We start from the raw sequence: 24,795 nt of genomic DNA, 5'->3' as shown, positions 1-24,795 counted from the left end.
ACAGGTACAAAAAAACTCCCGTCCTTTTGTAATAAAAAGGACGAAAGTTTGTTACTTCCGCGGTACCACCTTTATTGATGAGTGTATCATCCGGCTTAATGCCCTGTAACAGAAGGCACTGTCCTGTTCATATCATGTTTGTTCAACAATTCTTCATTGAACACGCATATATAGAAACAGGCCGCTCAGGGGTAGGTTTCGGAGAGAAGTCACGGTAAATTCTTGCAGCCAATGGAATTTACTCTCTGTGCATGTCTTGTTTCTCTCGTACTGGTCCCGTCATCACGTTTCGTTCAATATTTCTCTATAACATACCATGGAAACTCACCAGATGCAAAGGGATATACGGCCTATGCCGCTACCCATTTCTAGCTTCGTACCATCTTCTCGGACCGAAATCGGATCAATCTCAAGACCATGGATAAAAGGTAGGATAATTACTTAAATAAGTTGAGGTTGCCAATGCGCTCTACAGCTTCTCGTAACCGTGTCTCATCACTCAATAGGCCAGCACGAACATAACCTTCGCCATGCGTACCAAAGCCAATTCCGGGAGCTACAGCTACTTTGGCTTCTCTTAAGAGTAAGTCGGCAAAAGCAGCGGATGTGAAACCTTCAGGCACAGGCAGCCAACTGAAGAATGAACCTCCCGGCTTGGCTGCCTGCCAACCAATATGCTCAAGTGCATCATAGAAAGCGTTACGACGAGATTCATACCGTGCAACGAGATCTGTGACACATTGCTGAGAGGAGGTCAATGCTGCTGCTGCGGCAGATTGGATTCCTCCAAACAGGCTGACATAAATGTGATCCTGCAATAGATTGATTTTCGAGATAATGTCCGCATTTCCAAGGGCGAAACCTACACGCCATCCCGCCATGTTGTACGTTTTGGATAGGGTATAAAACTCAATTCCGACTTCCTTGGCGCCTGGTGCTTGGAGGAAACTCACAGGGCGGTGTCCGTCGTATCCGATTGCACCATAGGCAAAGTCACTGGCTACAACAATCTGATTCTGAACAGCAAATTCCACTGTGTCTTCATAGAACGAAAGAGGTGCTGTGGCAGATGTCGGATTGTTCGGATAGTTCAGATACATTAGCTTAGCTTTCGCTTTGTCCTCAGCGGAGATTGCTTCATAATCAGGCAAAAAAGCATTGGACTCCAGCAGTGGCATAAAGTGCATATGTGCTTTGGCGAGAGCTACACCAGACCAATAATCAGGATAGCCTGGATCTGGAACCAAGCATACGTCACCTGGGTTAAGTAATACTTGCGGTAATTGAACCAGCCCCGTTTTGCCACCAAATAAAATAGCAACTTCTGTGTCTGGATCGAGGTCGACATTATAGTCTTCCTTATATCGCTTCGCAATTGCTTCCTTCAAGAAGGCATATCCACTGAATGGCGAGTATTTGTGATAGAGCGGGTTTTCAGCGGATTCCTGTAACGTTTTTACGATATGAGGCGGCGTTGGTGTATCGGGATTGCCTTGTCCTAGATTAATGACATCATGTCCTGCGTTAATTTCGCGATTCACATTCTGCACAAGACTTGCGAAGAATTGTGTGGGCAGCTGTGTCATTACATCAGATGTAGGTATCCTAAAGGCTGAGCGACCTGAATGTTGCTGTGAGTTCGTCATTATTATCATCACTCCGGTTATTTAAAAATGGAAATAAGTATTCATTAATTTATCACGTCAATCCCGAGCTGTATAGAGGGAAAAGAGCATGGATGATTTGAAACCACCTGGTTGTTTCAGGTTCTTGTACAAAACGAAAAGTAGAAAATTACGTTTGTCCATTGAGCACAAGTGATGATTTGTTTTATGATACAACTCGATAATGATAATCAATATCATTAATGAGGTCGATTTTTCTTTTACAGAGAAATAAAGTACACGAACAGATCTAGGGGGAGAAATGGTAATGAAAAAAGGTATACGAAATACGGCAGTTCTATTGACGCTAACATGGCTATCCATGCTTCTACTTGCTTGTGGTAACGAGGCATCGACTTCTACAGCTAATTCAACGGAACAGTCTAGCACAGCCAATGAGACACAGTCTGGTGCAACAGCAGAGAGTGAGCAAACAACGACTTCAGCGGATAGCGATGAAGCTCAAACTCGACTATTTACAGATTGGACAGGCCATGAGGTAGAGATTCCAGTAACACCTCAACGCGTAATTTACCATGGTGAGGTTACGGGAGATCTTCTGGCGCTCGGCGTAGTGCCCGTGGGCATACTTCGTCAAGAAGGAACCGTGTATGATGATCAAGTTACAGAAGCTGAGGACGTGGGATTCCCGATTAGTGTAGAGAAGTCTCTGTCTCTTAATCCGGATCTGATTATATTCTCCAACAGTGATGAGAACCAATATGAGGCGATCTCTAAGGTAGCACCAACCGTGACATTTGATTCGTTTGCAACCATTGAAGATAGAATGCGCACATTAGGTGACATTTTGAACAAAAAGGAAGAAGCCGAAGCTTGGATCACAGCCCATCAGCAAGCAACAGAAGCGATGTGGCAGCAACTCCATGATAATGGGTTGAAAGCGGACGAAACTGCATCGGTGTTCACCATGTATCCAGGCAATCGACTGTTCGTCATGGCGGGTGCAGGACTGCCTCAATTGTTGTATGGACCAGGGGGTCTGAAACCAACAGCTGAGATCCAAAAAGTATTGGATGAAGAGTTAGGATTCGTTGAGATTTCAACAGAGAAGTTGCCTGATTTTGCGGGTGATCGAATATTTATTCTGAATCCTGTACCAGAGGAAGCGAAACAATCAACCAAAGAACTGCTTGATAGCTCGGTGTGGAAGAACTTGCCTGCGGTCAAAGCGGGTCATGTGTATCAATTCGATATTGTCAAAGCTTCAAGCGATGCGGTATCACGAGAGTGGCTTTTGAAGGAACTTCCTAAACAAATCACGCCATAACATGCAGAGACAGCAAACTTAATTTCAAATTAGTTTATAGGATATCCTGATCGTTGTTCGTTGTGAACACTCACACACAAAAAGAACATTCAACATTTTGTTGATATGTTCTTTTTGCTGTACAAATTCGTGCGATGTTCTGGATTAATGTGTACACCTACGATATAATCCAAAAGTATAATGAAGTGATAATTATTCTCAATATAGGTGAAGGAAATATGAATATAGATGATGAGGTGAGCCCAATGCCTGTTTCGAAGCAGGTTGAGGACACGTTGTTCTTTTCGGCATTTATGTTCCGGTTTGGCAGTATAGAGCAACGAAAGGAACAACCTGAACAAAGGATGCTGGAGAAGGATTGCCTGAAACACACATTTTTGATCTGTGAGGAAGGTACGGGACGTCTGTACATTGGTCACAAACAGTATGCATTTTCATCCGGAAGGATTTATCCGCTGGCTCCAGGAGAGAGCTATCAGATTGAACATGATGATAAGGCTACTCTGCATTATGTGGCGGTTGAGTATGATGTATTTCATGTGTTGACGGATGATCCAGAATTATACACGCGTTCATTATTTGAGCATCGAAATAAACTGGGTGGGTATGCATACGCTCAGTTGAGCGGGATACTAGAATCCATGCTTCCTATGCGTGAATATCGTACAGACAGTGAATATGCTGGGCTGAATGTGCAATTCCAGAAACTAATGCAGATGATGATCACTAGATATACTTCGTTGGAAACGGAATTAAGTCCAGAAGGAAAAGTATACAGTACGATAAAGTATGTGGACGAGCATTATACCGAGGAGATTACTGTACAAAAACTTGCAAAGCTAGCAGGGTTACGTCCTGCTCAATATACGACGTTGTTTAGACAGATCACTGGGCGTAAGCCACTTGATTATGTGAATCATGTGCGAATCCAAATGGCCAAAGAATGGTTAGGCAAATCCGATGAACCGCTTAGAGATATTGCAGGCAGGGTTGGTTTTAAGGATGAATACTATTTCAGCAGACGTTTTCGCCAATCAACAGGTTTCGCGCCCCGCCAATATGACCGATCTCTTCAACGTCAGACACTTGTTCAAGACTTCTCTTCTCATGATGTGAATATTCCAGCTATGCCTGAACGAATTATGTACTACGGGGAATCGGCAGGGGATATGCTGATCATGGATCTTCCGATCCTGAATCAACGGGCATATGATGCGGTGCAGCCGATTAACGTGGAAGAAACCGTGGAGATGAAGCCAGACTTGATCATTTTTGACAGCAGCGATGAACAGCAATTTGAACAATTCTCACGGATAGCACCGACACTTGCTTATAACTCTCATGCAACACTAAGCGATCGCATTCACACGATTGGAAGTTGGTTTGGAAAATATGCTGAGGCAGAAGAATGGTGGTCGACGTATACCGAAAATGAGATGAACATGTGGCAAAAGCTGCAGGCATTCATTCAACCAGGGGAGACCGCTTCTGTCTTTGTCTATCATCGGGGTGCGAGGTTATTCGTAATGGGTAACATCGGACTTGCACCGGTGTTATATCATCCTCTTGGATTCAAGCCAGTTGCAAAAGTACAGGAAGCGCTGGCTGCGGGTAGAGCTTATAAAGAAATTGCTGCTGAAGCGTTGCAACAGTATGCTGGAGACCGTGTTTTTCTTATGTTGCCTGAAGATCCAATTGCGAGACAGGCGACGGAGGCTTTAATGCAAAGTGCTGCTTGGCAAGGGTTGAACGCAGTGAATAATGGTCACGTATATTTGCTTGAAGAGACGATATGGAACTTGGGTGATGCACTTACCCGCATGAATCTATTGAGCCTGCTGCCTGAACTGTTAGGTCGTCGTTCTGATAGGTAGTCAAAAGCGGACTTTTGGGACAACCTCTAAAACGCACTTGCAGACGTCAGGTTGATCAAGCTATGATATCCCATATTACATTTCGGAGGAGCGCTGGTCATGACACAACAACAAGGGGAAATGCGAGTAGCCTTGATACAAGCTGACATTCAATTAGGAGATCCTGAGGCTAATCATCAACATATGCAAGCATTGCTTGAGCGAGCGGTGGAACAATATCCTGATCTGGGCTTGGCTGTATTGCCTGAGATGTGGAATACAGGCTACGCCTTGGAGCAAATTCATGAGCTGGCTGACCTAGAAGGTGAACATTCGCGAGCATGGTTATCTGCGTTTGCCAAAAAGCATCAAATCTCAATTGTTGGTGGCTCCATTGCGGAGAAACGCAATGATCAAATTTACAATACGATGTACGCTTATGATCGGGAAGGCCGTGAGGTAACACGTTATGATAAACTGCATTTATTCCGATTGATGGATGAAGAGAAGTATTTGCAGCCTGGGGCAGAGCCGGAGATCTTTGAATTGGAAAATGGTCTTACAGCAGGGGCTTCCATCTGTTATGATATCCGCTTCCCGGAACTTGCGCGGACGTTAGCTCTAAATGGGGCTAAAGCTCTGATCGTACCAGCCGAATGGCCGAAACCTCGTCTCCATCATTGGCGCACACTTCTGATGGCTAGAGCCATTGAGAATCAGATGTATGTGATCGCCTGTAATCGTGTAGGACTGGGCGGAGATACGGAATTCTTCGGGCACTCTCTCATTATCGACCCTTGGGGGAGATTGTAGCTGAGGGTGGAGAAGGTGAGGAGATCGTGACGGGAATGATACGTCCTTCCTTGGTTGATGAGGTTCGTGGACGAATTCCGGTATTTGAGGATCGGAGACCAGGACTTTATTTTGGTGAAAAATAAAATCTGAAATTAAATAAATCAATTACATAAATCCATTGTTGAAGAGTTATGAAATTGTTTTAAATCTATAAAATATTGAGAATAAGTGTTTATCCTCTCAGTGGACGGGTAATGATAACTATCCCGTCACCAAGGAGGATGATCAATCAATGGACAACCATGTGAAAGATACGCTCAGGAGACTGGAACAGGATAACACAAGGGTAGACCACTTAAGGCAATTCTTAGAGAATGGTGCAGGAGGGCTATCACCCCCTGAACACGGAACGCCAGATGAAGGACGTCTGGTGAATCAGCAGAACAGGCTGACGAGTGATCGTAATTTACGTAAATAAACCGCCAGATTGAAACGACCTATGTTGATTCTACGTTAACTTAGAAGATGAAACGATAAATGTGTGAAACATTGTGCTCGAACAGTGCAACACGCTCGAATAAGTTGAAGAATGCCTTGCCGTTATTAGCAAGCGCTGTTTGAAGTAAAAGGGAAGACCCGCGGGTCTTCCCTTTTATTTGTCTTGAGTACACTCTACACAGCACTATACCTAGATTGGTATATGTCTAGTGATCACCTTCAGACAGCTTCGCAACCGTCTGCTTGAAGGTGTGAATGAAGGCTTCAGCCGCTTTGGACAAAACCCGTCCCTGACGATACGCAACAACTAATGTACGGCTCGGTACAGGCTCAGCGAGAGGTACATACACCGGTACAAATTCACTGCGAGGTGCCCGTGCGATGAAACGCGGAACCAGAGTAATGCCCATTCCCGTAGCTACGAGAGATTGTACAGTTTCAATGTTATTACTCTCGAACACTACATTGGGATCAAAACCAGCCTGTTCACATAGATCAAAGGTTAGTTTACGGAAGCCTTGTCCTTTCTTTAGGACAACAAAAGACTCTTCACGAAGCTCCTCCATCCTTACAGGGACGGGATTGGCAGGATCACCTCGCTGTGCTAATGGATGCGTAGGAGGTACGGCCAAGTCGATTCCTTCCTCACCAATCACAACATAGGATAAACTTGGTTCTTGCAGCGGGAGTGATAACAGGCTAAGATCGGCTTTGCCGCTTGCCGTTAATTTCTCTAGCGTAAGACCAGAGTCTTCCAGCAGCGTTACTTCAATCTCAGGATAGGTTTGTTGAAATGCGGGAAGAACATGTGGGAGCAGATGGGAGCCGGTAATTGGCATACTGCCTACAACGACTTTGCCTTTACGAAGTTGCGAAATGTCTGACATTTCCTGTCTGAGCAGCTCAACCGCATCCACGATTTTCTGCGCCTGTTCAACAAAGGTAACGCCAGCGTGGGTTAATTCAACTGTACTCGTATTCCGTTGAAAGAGGAGCACACCCAATTCTTTTTCCAATTTGGATAACTGTTGGCTCAATGAAGGTTGTGCGATATGTAGCTTCTCTGCTGCACGGGAAAAATTTCGTTCTGCCGCAATCTGCAATGTATATTGGAGCTGTCTGAATTCCATCGTCATTGGTCATTCCTTTCATCATTGCCACTATTATATCACCCTCAAGTCGTTTAATCCTTTTTTGCATAAAATACATTGACACAATCCGTTAAGAAACGTAGTATAAGGTTATGATAATGATAATTGTTATCAATTAAAACCTCTGCTGAGAGCAGTGGTTTATTTGGCTTTCCCTCGTTATAGGTTAATCCTATTACATCTATAGATATTATATCTTGGAACAATGAATGGACGAGTGATATATTTATGTCATTCAAGAGCTTCGCTGATGTGAACGAACACAAGAGGCTCTTCCATGGAACGAACTTATAATGAGGTGAAAATGATGAGTAAAAAAACGATGTTTGAGAAAATTTGGGAAAACCACGTAATTCATCAGGAAGAAGGCAAGCCAAGCATTCTTTATATCGATCTGCACCTTGTACACGAAGTAACTTCTCCACAAGCATTTGAAGGTTTGCGTTTGAGTGGTCGTAAAGTTCGTCGCCCTGAACTGACATTTGCAACGATGGATCACAACGTACCAACGAAAGATCGTTTTAACATTACAGATCCAATCTCCAAACAACAAATCGATACGTTGTCGCAGAACTGCCGTGATTTCGGTGTTAAGCTATACGACTTGGACACGATTGATCAAGGTGTTGTCCACGTTATGGGTCCTGAGTTGGGTCTAACTCATCCAGGTAAAACGATTGTCTGTGGTGATAGCCACACCTCAACCCACGGTGCGTTTGGTGCACTTGCCTTCGGGATCGGAACAAGTGAAGTAGAGCACGTTATGGCGACACAATGTTTGCAACAAGCCAAAGCCAAAACGATGGAAGTTCGTTTCGTTGGTAAACGCAACCCAGGTGTAACAGCGAAGGATATGATCCTCGCAGTCATCGCTAAATATGGTACTGACTTTGCAACTGGATACGTTATCGAGTACACAGGTGAATCTATTCGTGAACTGAGTATGGAAGAGCGTATGACGGTCTGCAACATGTCCATCGAAGGTGGCGCAAGAGCAGGTATGATCGCTCCAGACGAAACAACTTTTGAATATCTGCGTGGACGTGAATATGTTCCAGCAGATGCGAAATTCGACGAAGCTGTTGCCGCTTGGAAAGAGCTTGTAACCGATGAAGGTGCTGAGTTTGATCGCGTAGTTGAAATCGATGTAGAGTCATTGATTCCACAAGTAACTTGGGGCACAAGCCCAGGTATGGGAACCGATATCTCTTCCAAAGTCCCTGTTCCTGCGGAACTGCCTACTGAAAATGAACGTAAAGCTGCTGAAAAAGCGCTTGAATATATGGGTCTTACACCTGGAACACCAATTTCCGAAATTCCAGTGGATTATGTGTTCATCGGTTCTTGCACCAATGGACGGATTGAGGATTTGCGTGCAGCTGCACAAGTAGCTAAAGGACACACAGTTTCTAGCAATGTTACGGCAATTGTTGTTCCGGGCTCAGGACGTGTCAAAATCCAGGCTGAAAAAGAAGGACTTGATAAAATCTTCACAGAAGCTGGCTTTGAATGGCGTGATGCAGGATGTAGTATGTGTCTTGCGATGAATCCAGACGTATTGAAACCAGGACAACGTTGTGCTTCAACATCGAACCGTAACTTTGAAGGACGTCAAGGTCGCGGAGGACGTACGCATCTGGTATCTCCAGCAATGGCAGCTGCAGCGGCGGTTAAAGGTCACTTTGTTGATGTACGTGACTGGAATTTCAAAACGGAAGCAGTTATCTAATTGTAACGAACAGAAGGGAGAACGGATCACATGGAAGCTTTCAAAACACTGCAAGGCATCGTTGCACCGGTTGACCGGGTCAATGTAGATACAGACGCAATTATTCCTAAACAATTTTTGAAACGGATCGAACGCACGGGGTTTGGACAATTTTTGTTCTACGAATGGCGTTTTGACGAAGAGGGTAACAACAATCCTTCCTTTGAAATGAACAAAGCACGTTATGAAGGGGCATCAGTTCTGATCTCTCGCGCTAACTTTGGTTGTGGATCTTCTCGTGAGCACGCACCATGGGCGATTATGGACTACGGTTTCCGTTGTGTGATTGCACCTTCTTATGCGGATATCTTCTATAATAACTGCTTCAAAAACGGAATTTTGCCAATCAAGTTGTCGGAAGAACAGGTAGAAGATCTGTTCCAACGCACTGCAACTCATGATGGCTACGAATTGAATGTGAATCTGGAGAACAAAACGATTACAGATGCACACGGGTTGCATATTGAGTTTGACCTGGATGAGCACCGTCGTCAGTTCCTGTTGCAAGGACTGGATGATATCGGTTTGACACTTCAACATGATGATGAGATCACAGCATATGAGCAACGCCATGCAGCAAAATTGTTTGGCTAATTGCTAAAATAATAAAAGTAAAAGCTTCTGTTTCACAGTATGGACCTGGTTCCAGTCTGTGAAACAGAAGCTTTTTTCATTTCACCATATGTTGATCGATTGCTAATAGAAGTTGTTCAAAAAGTTCGCTTTTGATTACGAAGGATGCCTGCAGGCATCTCAGCGTCGAATATGGGATTCAGCCGAAATGTCCGTTGCTCACGTAGTTCCGCCTACGCTCCGCTACTCCATTTCTATCTTCATCCCATCTTCTCGGTACTGAAAACCGTCCTTTTTGAACACGCACTAATGTCATTCATTGAGCTTTATACATAAAATGCGGAGTTTTTCTTAGCCGAATATTGGAGCACGTAGGCTGCATCTCTGTTCATCACTTTCGAAGCGATTTTGATCTGAGTGTGATCCAATCGTGTTTCTTTAAGTACACGCTTGACGGCTTGAATACCGAGCTTCTCATCTACAACATGGCAGTATATGTTCAAGGCGTACTGCTCTACTGGATTGGTAGTCTTGCCCATATCGAAGCCATCTACGAAGCCTAGACCTCTCCAGCCCAGCTCACTTGTTAATGCCTCCGTTGCTTTATCCCTTAGCCATAGATCACGCTTGCTTCCAGATAGGCTCTTCATAGGATATTGGATGAGTAGCATAACACCTTCTTGATTGGAAGCTTGTTCATAGCCCTGACTAGTGTAACGGGATAAGAAATTACGTTTGAATTCGTCTTCATTTTGATATTCGCCAGGAAAATCTATTCGACTTGAAGTACCTATTGTACCAACAGTTCCAACATGCTCGACAAGCTGACCATCTTCGATCCAGTATTCTGCGTACAGTAGTTTACCGTCTGGTTTCTTCTTATATAAAGTAAACATGTCAGACCTCCATATGGATGGATTGTAATTGTAATAACATAGCCTTCGTACCTTTTTGAAGTTCCATAATATGTATAATTAAAGTTACCTTATTGAAGGTGCTGACGTCAATAAAAGACATGATTGATAGATTCTGCATTCAATAGGTAGAAAACATCTGCGGACGTTTATTCTTTTTCGCCATATTTCCGACCAATTATGACAACGTTGTAACCGGAATATGACAGGATATCTGATAAACTGGTTAGTAGATTATGGAAGGCTACATAACGTTAGACATATGTTTATACCTGAGAGTTAAATAGAGTCACAACAGACCAACAGAATGGTGGATGATGTATGAGAAAATGGTCAGCAGTATTTGTATTTATTTTATTTCTGTGCGTATTTCCTGCAATGGTGCATGCTGACACGCCTCCTTCCATCGTACTGGATGGTGTAACAATTGAGCAGCAAACAGGAGCTCCTGCTGAAAATACGGGTAAGACAGTAATGGTTCCCATCCGAGTTGTGTCGGAAAATTTAGGTTATGAGGTTAAGTGGGAGAAAGCGACACAGACGGTTAGTGTCCTAAAAGGAGCAAGGAGCATCCAGATGGTCGCCGGGCAAGAGGAGGCTACTGTCAATGGAAACAAGGTAAGTCTGGATGCACCTCCTTTGATTAAACAAGGCACGACGTTAGTTCCGTTGCGCTTTGTCGGTGAAGGCATGGGACTGCTCGTAGGTTGGGACAATGGAACCAAGACTGTAAGCCTATCCAGTCTGCCTCCTGTAGTAGAAGTAGATAACGAAGAAGATTCATTAGAAACACCTGGATCAGTTTCTCTTGCAGAGCTAAACAGTATTAACTTTAGTGGAAATCAGCTTACTTTGGGAACCAAAGGAAACATTACTCCGAAGCTATCCACGCTAACGAATCCTGATCGAATCATTGTTGATTTGCCGGGAACTACGTTTTCTCAGCAGTTCATTCAAGGACAAGCCTCCAAGCCAGATGGAAGCGGCAGTTTTCAAGTCACAGACTCTTCATTCATTACCCAGATTCGGTATGCTAATTTCAGTAACTCTCCTGCTACGGTTCGAATTGTCTTTGATTTAAGTCATATCGCTACTGCGAAGTGGTCGCATGGAGAAAATCAAGAGATACTGATTGATCTTACGGCAAATGGTGAAACAACAATCACTCCTCAGCCTGCTGTGGAAATTCCTAATGGGACAAAGGTTGTTATCATTGATCCAGGGCATGGAGGAAGACAGTCTGGAGCGGTTAGCGTTACAGGCAAATACGAGAAGGACTTCAATTTGGCTGTAGGCCTCAAAGTGCAAGCGTTACTTCAGTCCTACACGGACATTCAGACTGTCATTACACGTAAGGATGACACGGAATTGTCCTTGCAGCAGCGAGTTGATATAGCTGAATTGAATCATGCAGATGTTTTTGTGTCCATTCATGGTAATAAATTTACGACGCCTGTCCCCAATGGGATAGAGACGCTCTACACTCGCCCGGAAAGCAAAGAGTTAGCAGATATCCTTCATAAATATGTATTGCCTATTACGGGACTTAAGGATCGCGGCATTAAGACGGCAAGTTTGCATGTGACAAGGGAAACAACGATGCCAGCCGTTCTTCTAGAGCTTGGTTTTCTAAGTAATGAATCGGATGAAGCGATAATGTTCACCGAGGATTATCAGAACAAATGTGCACAGGCCATCGTTGATGGAATCTTAGAATTTTTGGGCAAGTAAACATAAATATCGTTGTTTTAATGATTAGGGTAGTTCGTTGTTTCAAGATGCATAGATGTGAATAATGGGAAATTAAAACCATAAAAATGTAGAAAAAGCTTGATTTAACAACGTTTTTTTTCAGTGATGATGGAATATATTCGCAACTTTTGCGTGTTGGAGGCGTCTAATAGGTGTCTGGTAATGCCCAAGTGTCAGTCAGAGCTGAAATACCGCAACGTGTGGCAAAAAAATATGAGAATGGTAGGGGTGAAGGATGAAGAAGTTCGGTTTTTTGGTACTGTTATTTGTCTTTGGGCTCGTTTTCCCGGGCTATAGTCATGCAGCAACAGATACGAAAATTATCCTAGATGGGAAAGAGATTGTACAGCCTTCGGATGCCAAAGCGGAAAACATCAACAGCAGTGTGATGGTTCCAATTCGGGTTATTTCTGAAAGCCTGGGATATGGTGTGGACTGGCAACAGAAGACAAGCACCGTGACTATAAGCAAAGACAACACTGCCATGCAGATGATTGTTGGACAGAAGACGGCAACGGTGAACGGCAGTAACGTGAACCTGGATGTCCCGCCACTCGTAAAAAATGGTACGACACTTGTTCCGCTCCGATTTGTTGGTGAACAAATGGGTCTAAAGGTGGGTTGGAACAATACCACGAAGACGGTAACATTAGTTACCCAGAATTCAGGTTCCGGAAACGGAACGACTACTCCCCCGAACTCCGGCAATAACGGCGGAGATACGCAGGAAGGTCTTGTACTGGTGAACGGCATCAGCTTCAGCGATAACCGCTTCTTAATTGCAACTAGCGGAGATACGAAGCCGAACGTCTTCACGATGACAGGACCGGATCGAATTGTTATCGATTTGCCTAATACGGCATTTGCTGATTCTTTCAGCCAAGGACAAGCTCTAGACAGCAATCAGAATGGACAACTTGTTGTGAACGGATATCCCGATGTATCCAAGATTCGTTATTCGTTATACAGCAATACGCCATCAACCGTAAGATTTGTTATTGATTTGACAAATAGCAAAGGTTATGACGTACAGAACGATTCTGGTTTAGTTATCGTTGATCTGAACAAAGAAGGCCCAACAACACAGCCCCCTGTTGGAAACAATGGTAAAAAGGTTGTTGTTATTGACGCAGGACACGGGGATCAAGATCCAGGTGCGATCGGCGTAACGGGCAAAAGAGAAAAAGACTTTAATTTGGCAATGGCACTGAAAGTGGAAGCCTTGTTGAAAAAAGAATCGAACATTGACGTTGTGCTGACGCGCAGCGATGATACATTTTTGGCCTTGAAAGAACGTGTAAGAATCGCTGAAAGTCTGAAAGCAGATATTTTTATTTCAATTCATGCTAACAGTGGACCTGCAGCGGCAAATGGTGTAGAGACATTTTATTCTCGTGCTACCAGTCAAGCACTAGCCAAAATAATGCACAAGCATTTATTGGAATCATCAGGATTGAAGGATCGCGGTGTTAAAACGGCTAGTCTCCATGTAACTCGTGAAACAACAATGCCCGCTGTTCTGCTGGAAGGTGGATTCCTGAGCAACAAGAGTGACGAAGCGGCACTGTTTACGGAGAGTTTCCAAAATAGTGTAGCCAAAGGTATTGTTGCAGGGATCAAGGAGTATCTGGGAATTAAATAAGGGTGAATTCCTTATGTACAGGAGGCGGAGTTAGAATGAACAAAAAATTATGGATTGCAGCACTACTAGTAACGGTTATGGCGGTCGCTGCTGGATGTGGAAATAAGCCGACAGCCGCTCCACCTCAGACGCAAGGTGCAGGCTCCGAAGATACTGTGACAGAAGTGCAAGGTGAAACGGAAATTACTGAACCTACCACTGTAGAGCCAGATGAAACGACTTCAACAACAACACTAGACACAACTACGTCTGAATCAGAAGGAACGAATTCATCAGGGGTACAAGCCCGAGCTCGGAGAACACAGGTAAGACGGATGCTTCGCAAGCGACAGAGAAGAAGACTATCAACGTATTCTTCACAGACCCAGAGGAGCTAGAACTGCATGAATCTACAGCTACTGTGACCTATGCAGCGGAAGAAGACAAATATAAGTCTGCTTTCGAAGCTTTACAACAAAGCTCAGATGACAAACTCGTTCCACTGTGGTCTAAGGAGATCGAACTGAAGTCTGTTCAGTTCAAGGATGGTGCTCTCACACTCGATATCCATATGCCAGATACGGCTAGGCTCGGTGCTGGTGGAGAAGCATATGCCATTGAAGCGTTGCAAAAAACGTTCTTCCAGTTTGATGAAGTGAAGACACTTGATCTATTGGTGGATGGACAACAGTCCGAGAGTTTGATGGGCCATGTGGATTTGGAACATCCAATGACGAGATCTTAATAGAGAGCTTCATATGTTGTTTTACCGTGTATTCTGCGGAATATCAGCCGTTTTACATGAGAGAGGGGAATCATAGGTGACTTTTAAATATAATAATCCATCACACTCTAAAAAAGTAGTTTCAGCCGTGCTTGCAGGTATGATGGCTCTTAGTGCTGGCGGGGCTGCCTTGGCAGCTGAAGCAACAGATGCTGGACAGAGCCAGACTACAACAGTAAGTAATACGGCTGCACCAACCGGTTTGTTCAGTGATATCAAAGCAGGATATTGGGCTGAGAAACACGTATACAAGCTGGCTTACCAAGGAATTCTCCTCGGTGAAAAAGGCTTATTCCGTCCAGGAGACGCGGTAACGCAGCAAGAAGCGGTAACTATGGCCATTCGATTTATGAATAAACAAGACCAGTTGAATGACAGCACGGCTGCGGCATTACCGACAACTATGGAAGTAGGCAACTACTTCAAGCCTTACGTCGCATTGGCGTTGGAACTGGGACTGATTGATAAAACGGAAGAAGCAGCAGTGGATGTGTCCAAAACATCTTGGGGACAGAAGCCTGCTACTCGTGAGTGGATCACGAAGCTACTTATTCGTTCGTTGAACAAGGATGCAGAAGCAAAAGCTCAAAACAATCAATCAACGAGCTTCGCCGATAATGCAAGCATTTCCGATGGCAGCAAAGGTTATGTTAACCTGGCCGTTAGTCTAGATCTGGCCAAAGGTGTAGATGGAAACAAGTTCAATCCAACCGGCTCTGTTACACGCGCACAGCTTGCTACGTTCTTTAGTAGAGGTGAATCGTTGACAGATACTGCTTATCCTAACACGTATACAGGATATGTTACTGGACTTGAAGATGGCCGAATTACGATGGTCGTTGACGGTAAACTGACGACTTTTGCCGTGAATAGCAATACGCCTTATTTTACAAAGGACAGTGAAACTCGTTCACCACAAGCCAATGTTCAATTGTATACCAAAGTGCAGGTGGTCGGTTCAGCGGGTAATGCTTCCTATGTGGAAGTGATCGATGCAACACCTCAGGTAGAGACAGTAGAAGGAACGTTTGCGCGTTCGCTGTCAGGTAATAAAATTGGTGTCTTCGTTGGTGAAAACTACGAGACATTCGGATACGATGAATCCACAGCATTCATTGATCAGAACGGATCAGCAATTAAATTATCAGATATTACAGCAGACAGTATCATTGAAGTGCAACGTGAGACCTTTTCCGCCGATAAGAAGACAGTAATTATTCGTGTGAAGTCGGGCATTGTCAACAAGAGTGATACGGGTGTAGTCGCTGAGGTCGTAACATCTGGCAAAACGATTAAACTGGTTACTACAGCAGGAACAACAGAGCAATATACGTATAGTGACAGCCTTATGATTCGTTATCAGGATCGGATTTTGACACTGGCTGAGCTTAAGCCGGGAAGCGCAGTGAAATATACGGTGAGGGATAGCGTCTTGCAAACGATCGAATTGTCACAGGGTGTGGAGCAATCGGTTCGAGGCACACTGGTGGAGATTGGTGGGAATCAGTCTACATTGACATTCAAGCGTGAAGGTGGCTCCCTTGAAGCTAAGCTGCTGGTTGAGAAACCGGAAGTTATTATTAATGGAATACAGGATGCTTCATTAAATGATCTCATCACAGATGCAACAAATGGAGATCAGGTAGAGTTAACATTGAACGCTGAAGATCGTGTTACACGGATCCAGGTCATTGGCCGCCAAATGGAACCGATGAATGGTGCATCTGTAGTATCCTATAACGCTAAAACAAAAGTACTTACTGTGCTGGATAGCAACAAAAAACCGTTTGTATTTACATTGGATGAAAAAACAAAGTTGGATTATAATTCAACGAAGCCAACTATGGCAGGTCTGGAGTCTCTGCTGAACGAAGGACGCAAGCTGGATCTAACATATGTAGGTACTCGTGCGCTTTCCGTTAAGGTTATTTTCAAGTATGAGGGTACCATTAGCAATATTGATACTTCCAACCGGAAAATTAGTTTGTTGTCTGGCAATCAGACAATAACCGTTCCTTATACAATCGCTCCTACAGTGGAAATATATAATAAGTCTGGTGCAAGTCTCTCAGATTTGAAAATTGGCGACAACGTTACGGTCACGTTGGGCGCGAATCAGGATTATATCCAAAAGGTCGCTCTGAACACCGTTGCTCAATTCGAAATTACGGGTATTGAAACCAATGGTCGTGTTCGTGTAAAATCGGATTTGCTGACAAGCCAATTTTACTTCGATCAAGCAACGCTGACAGGAGAAAGTGGTCAGACGTTAACTGCTTCACAATTGACAGTAGGAAACTTGATCAACGTTACGTTTGAAGGGATTACACCTAAAGCTGTTCAGGTTGTGAAACGTACACTCGCTGAGGTCACTTCAGTTGATGCAACTTCAGTTACACTGAAACTATTCAACGGTCAATCCGAGACAGTTCCGGTTAGCGGTCCCGTCAAAGTGATTAAATCCGGTTCTACTTTAACTTCATTGGGAAGTCTTACTGTTGGAGATCGGGTCGAAATGACGAAGGATACGGATAACTCCACTCGTTTCAGAGTGATGACAATTCTGAGCAAACAGTTCTGGTCTTACGATGGCGTAGGGAACCAAATTCTGGTGAAACGTGAGACAACTACGGACACTAACTATCGTTTTGCACTTGGTACAGGAGTATATGTTCACCAGGGTGACAACACTTTAAGCGTGCAATCTCTCAGAGATAATGATAATATTGTATTGTATCTCCTGAACAACATCGTGATGGAGATCCAAAAACAGTAATCGTTTCTTTTTGAGGATCAAAGAATGACCGTCTTGATGCGGGATCTTTCCCGCATCAGGACGTTTTTTTTGCAAGCTTTTGTGTCCTCGTAAAGTACTCGAAATAAGTTTGGAAGTAAGGCTCCACCATGTGTGGTGATTCTGTGGGAGGTAGCTCTTCATGAATGCAGCGACAGTTAGGCACATACTCGATACGATGGAATCGATGTTTCCTGATGCACATTGCGAATTAAATCACAGCAATGCGTTTGAATTGACGGTAGCTGTCCTATTGTCGGCCCAATGCACCGACGAAACAGTAAACAAGGTAACCGCAGACTTGTTTCAAAAGTATACGAGCCCTGCTGATTATCTGGCGGTTCCTCTAGAGGAATTGGAACAGGATATTCGGCGAATCGGTCTGTATCGAAACAAGGCCAAGCATATCCAGAACATGTGCCGTATTTTAATAGAGCAGTATGGCGGTGATGTACCGCAGGAACATGATCAGCTTGTGACGCTACCAGGGGTCGGACGGAAAACCGCGAACGTTGTTGTTTCTAATGCGTTTGGCGTTCCTGCCATTGCGGTGGATACGCATGTAGAACGTGTGTCCAAGCGGCTAGGACTAGCTGGTTGGGATGACTCTGTTCTTGAAGTCGAGAAAAAATTGATGAAGCGCGTACCCCGAGATGAATGGACGTTGACCCATCACCGGATCATTTTTTTTGGACGTTACCATTGTAAGGCCCAGAACCCAGCGTGCCAGATCTGCCCTCTGCTGGATATATGCAGAGAAGGGAAAAAGCGTATGAAAACGTCCCAAATCAGGAAAGATAAGGAACGTAGCAGTACCCCAAAACGAAAAATAAATTAATGACTAGAAGAGGATGAGTAACGATGAAATGCATTTCCGTGTACACTGACAATTTTGAAGCCTTCTCCGATATTTTTGAACAAGTTGTGGAGCAGGAAATGGCTGAAAATGAAGAAAAAGAAGTCGAAGGTATCACTGTAAGTCATTCTGGCGACGTGCCTGAGCATTATTTGGAGCGCATGTCCACAAAACCAGAAGTTGTAGTTATGAGAGACAAAGGAAGAAATATTACAATTCTTCAGCACGGACAAGTATTTGAAATCTTGTTGCCTACAATGGAGAACGCGGTTTCTTAATATTACACCTATACCCATGGATATGTTGCATCTATGTTGACATGCTCATTACGGAGCAATACCGCATATTAAGGGTGCAGCATGTTCGTGAAGTACCATCGATAAAACCGATATATTCGGTTTTATTTTTTTATATCCGAATTTTCCCATTGAAAAAGGGAATGCAAGAAAACTGGGGATAACAGCGCTCGGAAAATTTTTCTGTCATTGAAGTGGCAAGTGTAATCTGAAGTCGAGCGTTGACAGAATCTGTGGTGCAAAAGATGCTTTGTCTATGCGTTATTACATAGAAATCGTTCAAATTCGCACGAGGTAATGTTAAAATGGGACTATTATAAATGCGAGTTCAAAAGGAATCCAACTTTAATGCTGAAAATGCTGAGTAAGTATGAGATTTTTTAGTTTTATAATCCAAGCGGACTTTTTGAACAACTTCTATAAGAGAAAGGCATTATCATGAATGATGCCAAATTAAAGGAGCCAGGGGGAAAGGCCAGTCATGACGAAAACAGATTATCCAGTAGAGATGGCTAAACCTCTGCTTCCACTGCGAGAGGCAATGGAGCAGACGAGAGACCATACGGCAGTACAGGCTATAACAGATCTGATCCGCAAAGCGGAAATGAAACAGTTAACCATTGCATTCTGCGGTCACTTCTCAGCCGGTAAGTCTAGTCTGATTAATAGTTTGTGTGGTAAACGGGTACTGCCTTCAAGTCCTGTGCCTACAAGTGCTAACGTCGTATCGATCCGTAATGGGGCTCCACGAGCGATTATTCATATGACGAATGACGAAAGCGCTGACAATGCATCAGGTGCTAACAGTACGCTGGAGGTTTCCCCTGAGCAGTTAGAAGCATATTGCAAGAATGGTGGCGCATACCGTTCGATTGAAGTGTGGGATGATATTCCCTTGCTGAAAAATGGTGCAGTACTGTTAGATACACCCGGTGTGGATTCAACAGATCGAGGTCATGGATTGGCAACACATTCAGCACTTCATTTAGCTGACGTTGTGTTCTATGTAATGGATTATAATCATGTGCAGTCAGAGAGTAACCTGTCATTTGCTAAAAGTTTGTCGGATTGGGGCAAACCGCTGTTCCTGATCGTGAATCAGATTGATAAGCATCGAGAAAAAGAGCTTTCGTTTGATACGTATGTTGAGGGTGTTGAAACGATCTTTAATGCTTGGGAAGTTCGATATGATGGGTTATTGTTCACATCACTTCGAGATAAGGATCACCGCTACAACCAGTGGAAGCAGATTCCTGAGCTTATTGAACATATGTTGGAACATAAAGAGGGACTGATCCAGCATAGTTTGTTGAGTTCCGCGAGTCATGTGACAGAACAACATTTAGAGCGGCGAGCGGAAGAACGAGAAGAGGAAGAAGCGAGTCTGCTTGAGGAAATCGGTGGGCAGGAAGGTTTGCAGCGATTGGAGCATGAGCTAGCGGCAATTCAGCAGCAAGAAGCTGAGCTTCGTTCCAAGCCGTCATGGGAACGAGAGAAGTTTCGGGCAGAGCTTGAACCGCTTCTGGCTAATGCTAATCTCACGCCAGCGGATATCCGTACGTCGGCAGGTGCATTTCTGGAAAGCCGCAAACCTGGATTCCGGGTAGGGCTCCTATTTTCGGGTGGCAAAACAGAGCATGAGAAACAACGCCGAGCGACGGAGCTTGCTGGCTTGCTGAAAGATCAAGTTCAGGGACAAGTGGAGGTTCATATCCGCACGATGCTTAGAAAGCTGGGTGAATCTCATCAGCTCTGGGGAGCTGATTGGGAGCAGGCGCTGAATGCGGAGCTTCCTGTTATAGATGAAACTTTGCTAGAGATGAAACGAAGTGCCAGTGCAGAGCTGTCTCCTGAGTATATACTTCAATATAGCAAAGAGTTGCGAGGCGAGATTGAGGCTCGCTACCGCAAGTCGGCCATGATGCTGGTCGACCGCATGCTTGAAGCGCTGAGCGCGCAAGGCGAAGCCGCGCTTCAAGCGCTGGACGCCAGCCGCACAGCGTTGCTGGCGCAATCCGCTGCGGCGACGCGCTACACTGCGCTCCAGCGCGCCGCCGCAGCGGAGGCAGCAGGGCTGCGCAGCCTGCTGCCTCCTGCGGGCTCCCTCCCCTCCGGGCTATTGCCGGAGGTGCGGAGCCCGCAAGTGCCCGCGCACGAGCCGCCGAGCGAAGCTCCCGGCTCGCACACGGGCACCACGCCTGTGGCTGCGCAGCCACAGGCAACGCCGCCGCGCACAGCAGCAGCGGCGCAAGGGCACCCGGCGGCTGGCGCTGAGCGTCGCCGGCGCCTGGACGCAGCGGCGGCACGGCTGGAAGCCGCCGCTGCGGTGGTGGAGCCGTACCCCGCCATGAGGTCGGCGGTACGGGATTTACGTGCACGCGCGGCTTCGCTTGCCGGCGGCACGTTTACACTCGCGCTGTTCGGTGCGTTCAGCGCGGGTAAGTCCTCCTTCGCCAACGCTTTGCTCGGCGAAGCTATCTTACCGGTCTCGCCGCACCCAACAACAGCGGCGATTAACCGCATTATGGCTCCGTCCGGTGGAGCGGAGCATGGCACTGCCCGAGTCCGGATGAAGACTCGGAATGCCTTCCAAGAGGATCTGGCATATTCGTTCCGCTTGCTTGGCTTAGGTGAACCGGGAGCAGATTGGCAGAAGCGCGTCCAATCTCTGTCGCCTCAAGATGTACATCCAGCAGGAAGACCGCATTATAGCTTTTTACAAGCGGCTGCGGCTGGTTGGGAGGATACAGCGGATCAATTGGGTCAAGATGTGTTAGTTGATCTGGCTGGTTATCGTAACTTTGTGGCGAATGAACGGAAGTCCTGCTTTGTTGATAGCATCGACCTCTACTATAGTTGTGCAGTTACGGAGCAAGGCATTGTCCTGGTGGATACGCCGGGAGCTGACTCGGTGAATGCCCGTCATACCGGAGTAACGTTTAATTATATGAAGAATGCAGATGCGCTTATATTTGTAACGTATTATAACCATGCCTTTTCACAAGGAGATCGACAATTCCTGAACCAATTAGGCCGGGTGAAGGACAACTCCGCTATGGATCAGATGTTCTTCGTTGTGAATGCGAGTGATCTTTCTTCGTCAGAAGAGGAATTGGAACAGGTTCTGGATCATGTGAGCACCCAGCTTCGAACAAACGGAATTCGTTCACCTCGATTATTCCCGGTGTCTAGCTTGCTTGCGATGGATGGCAAGAGTACGGGCAATGAAGAGCTGCTTCAGCAATCAGGTTTCACGCGGTTTGAAGAAGAATTTAATCGTTTTGCTGGTAGAGAGCTTGCCGATCTTGCTGTTCACGGAGCAGCGGAAGAGTTGAACCGTGTGGTGCAGCGCTTGAAGCAGAGAGCAGAGGATGCGGTACAAGGTGAAGAGGTATTAGAGCAGCGTCGTCTGGAGCTGAATGCCATCATGGATCAATCCGTTGGTCGTATACGCACCCTCTCTGAACGTTCTATGAAAGAGGAGCTGACACAAGAGACAGGTGAATTGCTCTTCCATGTCAGACAGCGACTCGGATATCGACTGGGTACATTTATGGCTGAGGCATTCCATCCCTCTGTACTACGAGAAGATCGTGGTCAGTTGAAAAGTGCCTTTGCCGCATGTGGACGTGAGCTGTTGCGCATGATCGCGGTTGAGCTTGAACAGGAACTGCTCGCAACGACACTGCGATTAGAACAGACAGGTCAGACATGGCTGCAGAAGCAGATTACGGATTGCATCGAGGAACTCAAACGCCTATCTGAGGGGATGGATCTATCCTTATCCTTTAATGAAGAATGGACGACACCGGTTCTTGAAGAGATTCGATTAGAGGAGCCATCCGGCTGGAAAACCTATCAGAGTTATTTACGCAATCCGAAGCAGTTCTTCGAAGGAGGCGGACGTCAGCGACTGCAAGAAGTGCTGGAGCCTGTCATCAAACAAATGGTTGCTGATGTGTTACCTCCTGCGCAACAAAAGCTTATTGAATTCTATGATGTGCAGCTTCAGCAGTCGTTACAGCATCAATCCAGACAGTTGGAGGAGAGACTACAAGAAGCAGTAAACGCGTTGAACGAAACGTTGACTAGCGGCATACTCGCAGACGAATGGAATGCTCTTTCCCTACAAATACAGCAATTCGTACACGAATAAGTCTACACGAAGTGTGTACCTATAAATTCATGTTCAAAAAGGCTCCCGACCAAGAGGTCAACAAGGGAGCCTTTTTTTTGTACGAACAACCTGAAATGAAGAGAATATTCAAACATTTGATTGATAGGTGGTTGTTTACCCCTGTTAATGCCGCATTAAGGAGAAAGTAGCCTGAATATGGTCTGTTATTCGCTTTGCCGCGAAGGGGGACGGTGATAAACTTCATAAATGTTCATACTATTTTGAACTAGACAAGAGGAGGAGAAACATGGATGTTCTCAGGCAACTGCAAACCTTTTTTTGGGAAAAGCGATCGTATTTATTTGTATCAATCTTGTTCCTCGCCATAGCGACTGCACTCGGGCTTGTATATCCGAACCTGCTAAGGATTTTGATTGATAACGTAATTATACCGCGAAATTTTGAAGACGTTCCCATACTTGCTTTGACAGTGTTAGGTGTTGTTATTTTAAAAGCGGGCATGCAATTTTTACACGGTTTCTTTGGAGGCCGACTGGGTAACTTTTTGGCATACCGGCTTCGTAATGCTTGTTATGAAAAGCTTCAATTTTTATCCTTCCGTTATTATGACACGGCCAAAACGGGAGATCTGATGTCCCGCCTCACGGGAGATTTGGAAGCGATCCGGAACTTTATCGGGTTTGGCTTCGCCCAGATTCTCAACATGGTATTAATGGTCGTATTCGGCGCAATTATGATGATGACGATGAGTTGGCAGCTTACCCTGTATACACTCATTTGTATTCCTCTACTTGCCTTCGTTGCGCTAAGATTCGAATCCCGAATTCACCCTGCGTTCCAGGAAATGCGACTCGCGCTGAGTTCACTCACGACAGCCGTACAGGAGAATATCACAGGCGTGCGTACGGTTAAATCTTTTGCTCGTGAGCCTTATGAAGTGGAGAAGTTCTCTACACGCAACGAACGTTACAAAACGAATCAGATTCATGCAGCAACCTTATGGAGTCATTATTTTCCGATCATGGAGATCCTTGCTTCTGTAAGTGTGGTCTTGCTCTTGGTCATCGGTGGCAGAATGGTTATTCAGCAAACGCTAACACTTGGTGAACTCGTTGCCTTTTTCAGTTTGATCTGGTACATAATTGGACCAATGTGGAACCTCGGTTTCCATATCAACAACTATACTCAATCAAAAGCTTCGGGTGAACGCGTACTAGAACTATTGAATACGCCAGTAGATGTACAAGAAACAGAAGATCCACTTATTATGGAGGCAGATCATGTTAAAGGACATGTAACCTTCGAGTCAGTAACCTTTGCGTATGGCAACAAGATGGCAGCTGTGACAGATATTAACTTTGATGCACCTCCTGGAACAGTCATCGGTTTCCTTGGCGGAACAGGGTCAGGAAAATCGACGATTATTCAGCTCCTGATGCGTGCGTACAACGTGAACTCGGGCACGATTAAGCTGGATGGAAAAAATATTAAAGACATCGGTATTCGTAGTTTACGTAGTCAGATCGCTTCAGTTTTTCAGGAGACGTTCCTGTTCTCCTCAAGCATTCGTAACAATATTTCCTACGGTTTGAAAAATGTAACGATGGATGAAATTATTCGGGCAGCGAAGCTGGCCAAAGCACATGATTTCATTATGGAGTTCCCGGAAGGGTATGACACGGTTGTCGGTGAGCGCGGAATGGGTCTTTCAGGTGGTCAGAAACAGCGGATTGCGATCGCAAGAGCTTTGTTGAAAAACCCGAAAATTCTAGTGCTTGATGATGCAACCAGTGCGGTAGATATGGAAACCGAGCATGAGATTCAATCCGGCTTCCAAGAGGTCATGCGTGGTAGAACGACATTTATTATTGCCCACCGGATATCTTCTCTACGACATGCAGATGAGATTCTGGTGCTCGATGAAGGGCGTGTCGTGCAGCGCGGGAAACACAAAGACCTTATTGAAGTACCTGGACCATATCAGGATGTTTATAAAATTCAATATGCAGATTACATTGCCCGCGGTAAGCGGGAGGCTGGGAGCAGGTGA

General features: G+C 45.2%; 17 protein-coding genes and 1 pseudogene. 15 read left to right on the top strand and 3 right to left on the bottom strand.

Features of this window, described 5'->3' with window-relative positions:
* Window positions 1-437: 437 nt before the first annotated feature.
* Window positions 438-1,646 carry a pyridoxal phosphate-dependent aminotransferase gene (locus DMB88_RS18295; protein ID WP_128102507.1) on the bottom strand — a complete coding sequence of 403 codons (1,209 nt, stop codon included), beginning with the start codon at window positions 1,644-1,646 and terminating at the stop codon, window positions 438-440.
* Window positions 1,647-1,932: 286 nt separating this feature from the next.
* Here DMB88_RS18295 and DMB88_RS18290 point away from each other — a divergent pair, with 286 nt between their 5' ends.
* The 4 genes and pseudogenes from DMB88_RS18290 (at window position 1,933) to DMB88_RS18275 (ending at window position 6,078) form a co-directional block, all read left to right on the top strand.
* Window positions 1,933-2,952 (top strand): ABC transporter substrate-binding protein, encoded by a 1,020-nt coding sequence (locus DMB88_RS18290; protein ID WP_128102506.1) that lies wholly within the window; start codon window positions 1,933-1,935, stop codon window positions 2,950-2,952.
* 218 nt (window positions 2,953-3,170) lie between these two features.
* A complete protein-coding gene (locus DMB88_RS18285; RefSeq protein ID WP_164848730.1) occupies window positions 3,171-4,826 on the top strand; it encodes an ABC transporter substrate-binding protein in 1,656 nt (551 codons plus the stop codon).
* A gap of 99 nt (window positions 4,827-4,925) precedes the next feature.
* Window positions 4,926-5,743, top strand: a pseudogene (locus tag DMB88_RS18280) (carbon-nitrogen family hydrolase).
* A gap of 149 nt (window positions 5,744-5,892) precedes the next feature.
* The gene (locus tag DMB88_RS18275; protein ID WP_128102504.1) at window positions 5,893-6,078 is read left to right on the top strand and encodes a hypothetical protein; all 186 of its coding nucleotides are present in this window, start codon (window positions 5,893-5,895) and stop codon (window positions 6,076-6,078) included.
* Between the two features lie 226 nt (window positions 6,079-6,304).
* On the opposite strand, the gene DMB88_RS18270 is transcribed toward DMB88_RS18275, so the two are convergent.
* Window positions 6,305-7,228 carry a LysR family transcriptional regulator gene (locus DMB88_RS18270; protein WP_128102503.1) on the bottom strand — a complete coding sequence of 308 codons (924 nt, stop codon included), beginning with the start codon at window positions 7,226-7,228 and terminating at the stop codon, window positions 6,305-6,307.
* Window positions 7,229-7,556: 328 nt separating this feature from the next.
* On the opposite strand from DMB88_RS18270, the gene leuC reads away from it, so the two are divergent.
* Together leuC and leuD are read left to right on the top strand one after the other, a co-directional pair.
* On the top strand, window positions 7,557-8,978 hold the full coding sequence (gene leuC / locus DMB88_RS18265) for a 3-isopropylmalate dehydratase large subunit (protein WP_056696989.1): 1,422 nt from the start codon (window positions 7,557-7,559) through the stop codon (window positions 8,976-8,978).
* Between the two features lie 30 nt (window positions 8,979-9,008).
* Window positions 9,009-9,611 carry a 3-isopropylmalate dehydratase small subunit gene (gene leuD, locus DMB88_RS18260; RefSeq protein ID WP_128102502.1) on the top strand — a complete coding sequence of 201 codons (603 nt, stop codon included), beginning with the start codon at window positions 9,009-9,011 and terminating at the stop codon, window positions 9,609-9,611.
* A gap of 305 nt (window positions 9,612-9,916) precedes the next feature.
* Here the strand turns inward: leuD and DMB88_RS18255 are convergent, their stop codons facing one another.
* Window positions 9,917-10,486 carry a hypothetical protein gene (locus DMB88_RS18255; protein WP_128102501.1) on the bottom strand — a complete coding sequence of 190 codons (570 nt, stop codon included), beginning with the start codon at window positions 10,484-10,486 and terminating at the stop codon, window positions 9,917-9,919.
* A 339-nt stretch (window positions 10,487-10,825) separates the two neighbouring features.
* Between DMB88_RS18255 and DMB88_RS18250 the strand changes: the two genes are divergently transcribed.
* From DMB88_RS18250 to DMB88_RS18215, 9 genes are all read left to right on the top strand, one after another.
* Window positions 10,826-12,235 (top strand): N-acetylmuramoyl-L-alanine amidase family protein, encoded by a 1,410-nt coding sequence (locus tag DMB88_RS18250; protein ID WP_128102500.1) that lies wholly within the window; start codon window positions 10,826-10,828, stop codon window positions 12,233-12,235.
* A gap of 256 nt (window positions 12,236-12,491) precedes the next feature.
* Window positions 12,492-13,898: an N-acetylmuramoyl-L-alanine amidase family protein gene (locus DMB88_RS18245; protein ID WP_128102499.1), complete on the top strand. Its 1,407-nt coding sequence runs from the start codon at window positions 12,492-12,494 to the stop codon at window positions 13,896-13,898.
* Window positions 13,899-13,933: 35 nt separating this feature from the next.
* The gene (locus DMB88_RS31425; RefSeq protein ID WP_254438248.1) at window positions 13,934-14,275 is read left to right on the top strand and encodes a hypothetical protein; all 342 of its coding nucleotides are present in this window, start codon (window positions 13,934-13,936) and stop codon (window positions 14,273-14,275) included.
* A gap of 23 nt (window positions 14,276-14,298) precedes the next feature.
* Window positions 14,299-14,622: a GerMN domain-containing protein gene (locus DMB88_RS31420; protein WP_254438247.1), complete on the top strand. Its 324-nt coding sequence runs from the start codon at window positions 14,299-14,301 to the stop codon at window positions 14,620-14,622.
* Between the two features lie 76 nt (window positions 14,623-14,698).
* Window positions 14,699-17,437 (top strand): S-layer homology domain-containing protein, encoded by a 2,739-nt coding sequence (locus DMB88_RS18235; RefSeq protein WP_128102498.1) that lies wholly within the window; start codon window positions 14,699-14,701, stop codon window positions 17,435-17,437.
* A gap of 160 nt (window positions 17,438-17,597) precedes the next feature.
* On the top strand, window positions 17,598-18,293 hold the full coding sequence (gene nth / locus DMB88_RS18230) for an endonuclease III (RefSeq protein ID WP_128102497.1): 696 nt from the start codon (window positions 17,598-17,600) through the stop codon (window positions 18,291-18,293).
* 23 nt (window positions 18,294-18,316) lie between these two features.
* Window positions 18,317-18,589: a hypothetical protein gene (locus DMB88_RS18225; RefSeq protein ID WP_056696846.1), complete on the top strand. Its 273-nt coding sequence runs from the start codon at window positions 18,317-18,319 to the stop codon at window positions 18,587-18,589.
* A 499-nt stretch (window positions 18,590-19,088) separates the two neighbouring features.
* Window positions 19,089-22,763: a dynamin family protein gene (locus DMB88_RS18220; protein ID WP_128102496.1), complete on the top strand. Its 3,675-nt coding sequence runs from the start codon at window positions 19,089-19,091 to the stop codon at window positions 22,761-22,763.
* Between the two features lie 268 nt (window positions 22,764-23,031).
* Window positions 23,032-24,795 (top strand): ABC transporter ATP-binding protein, encoded by a 1,764-nt coding sequence (locus DMB88_RS18215; protein WP_128102495.1) that lies wholly within the window; start codon window positions 23,032-23,034, stop codon window positions 24,793-24,795.

The sequence above is a fragment of the Paenibacillus sp. DCT19 genome, from assembly GCF_003268635.1.
Lineage (GTDB): Bacteria > Bacillota > Bacilli > Paenibacillales > Paenibacillaceae > Paenibacillus.
The sequence above is the reverse complement of the archived record's forward strand: the minus strand, read 5'-3'. Positions and strand labels throughout refer to the sequence as shown.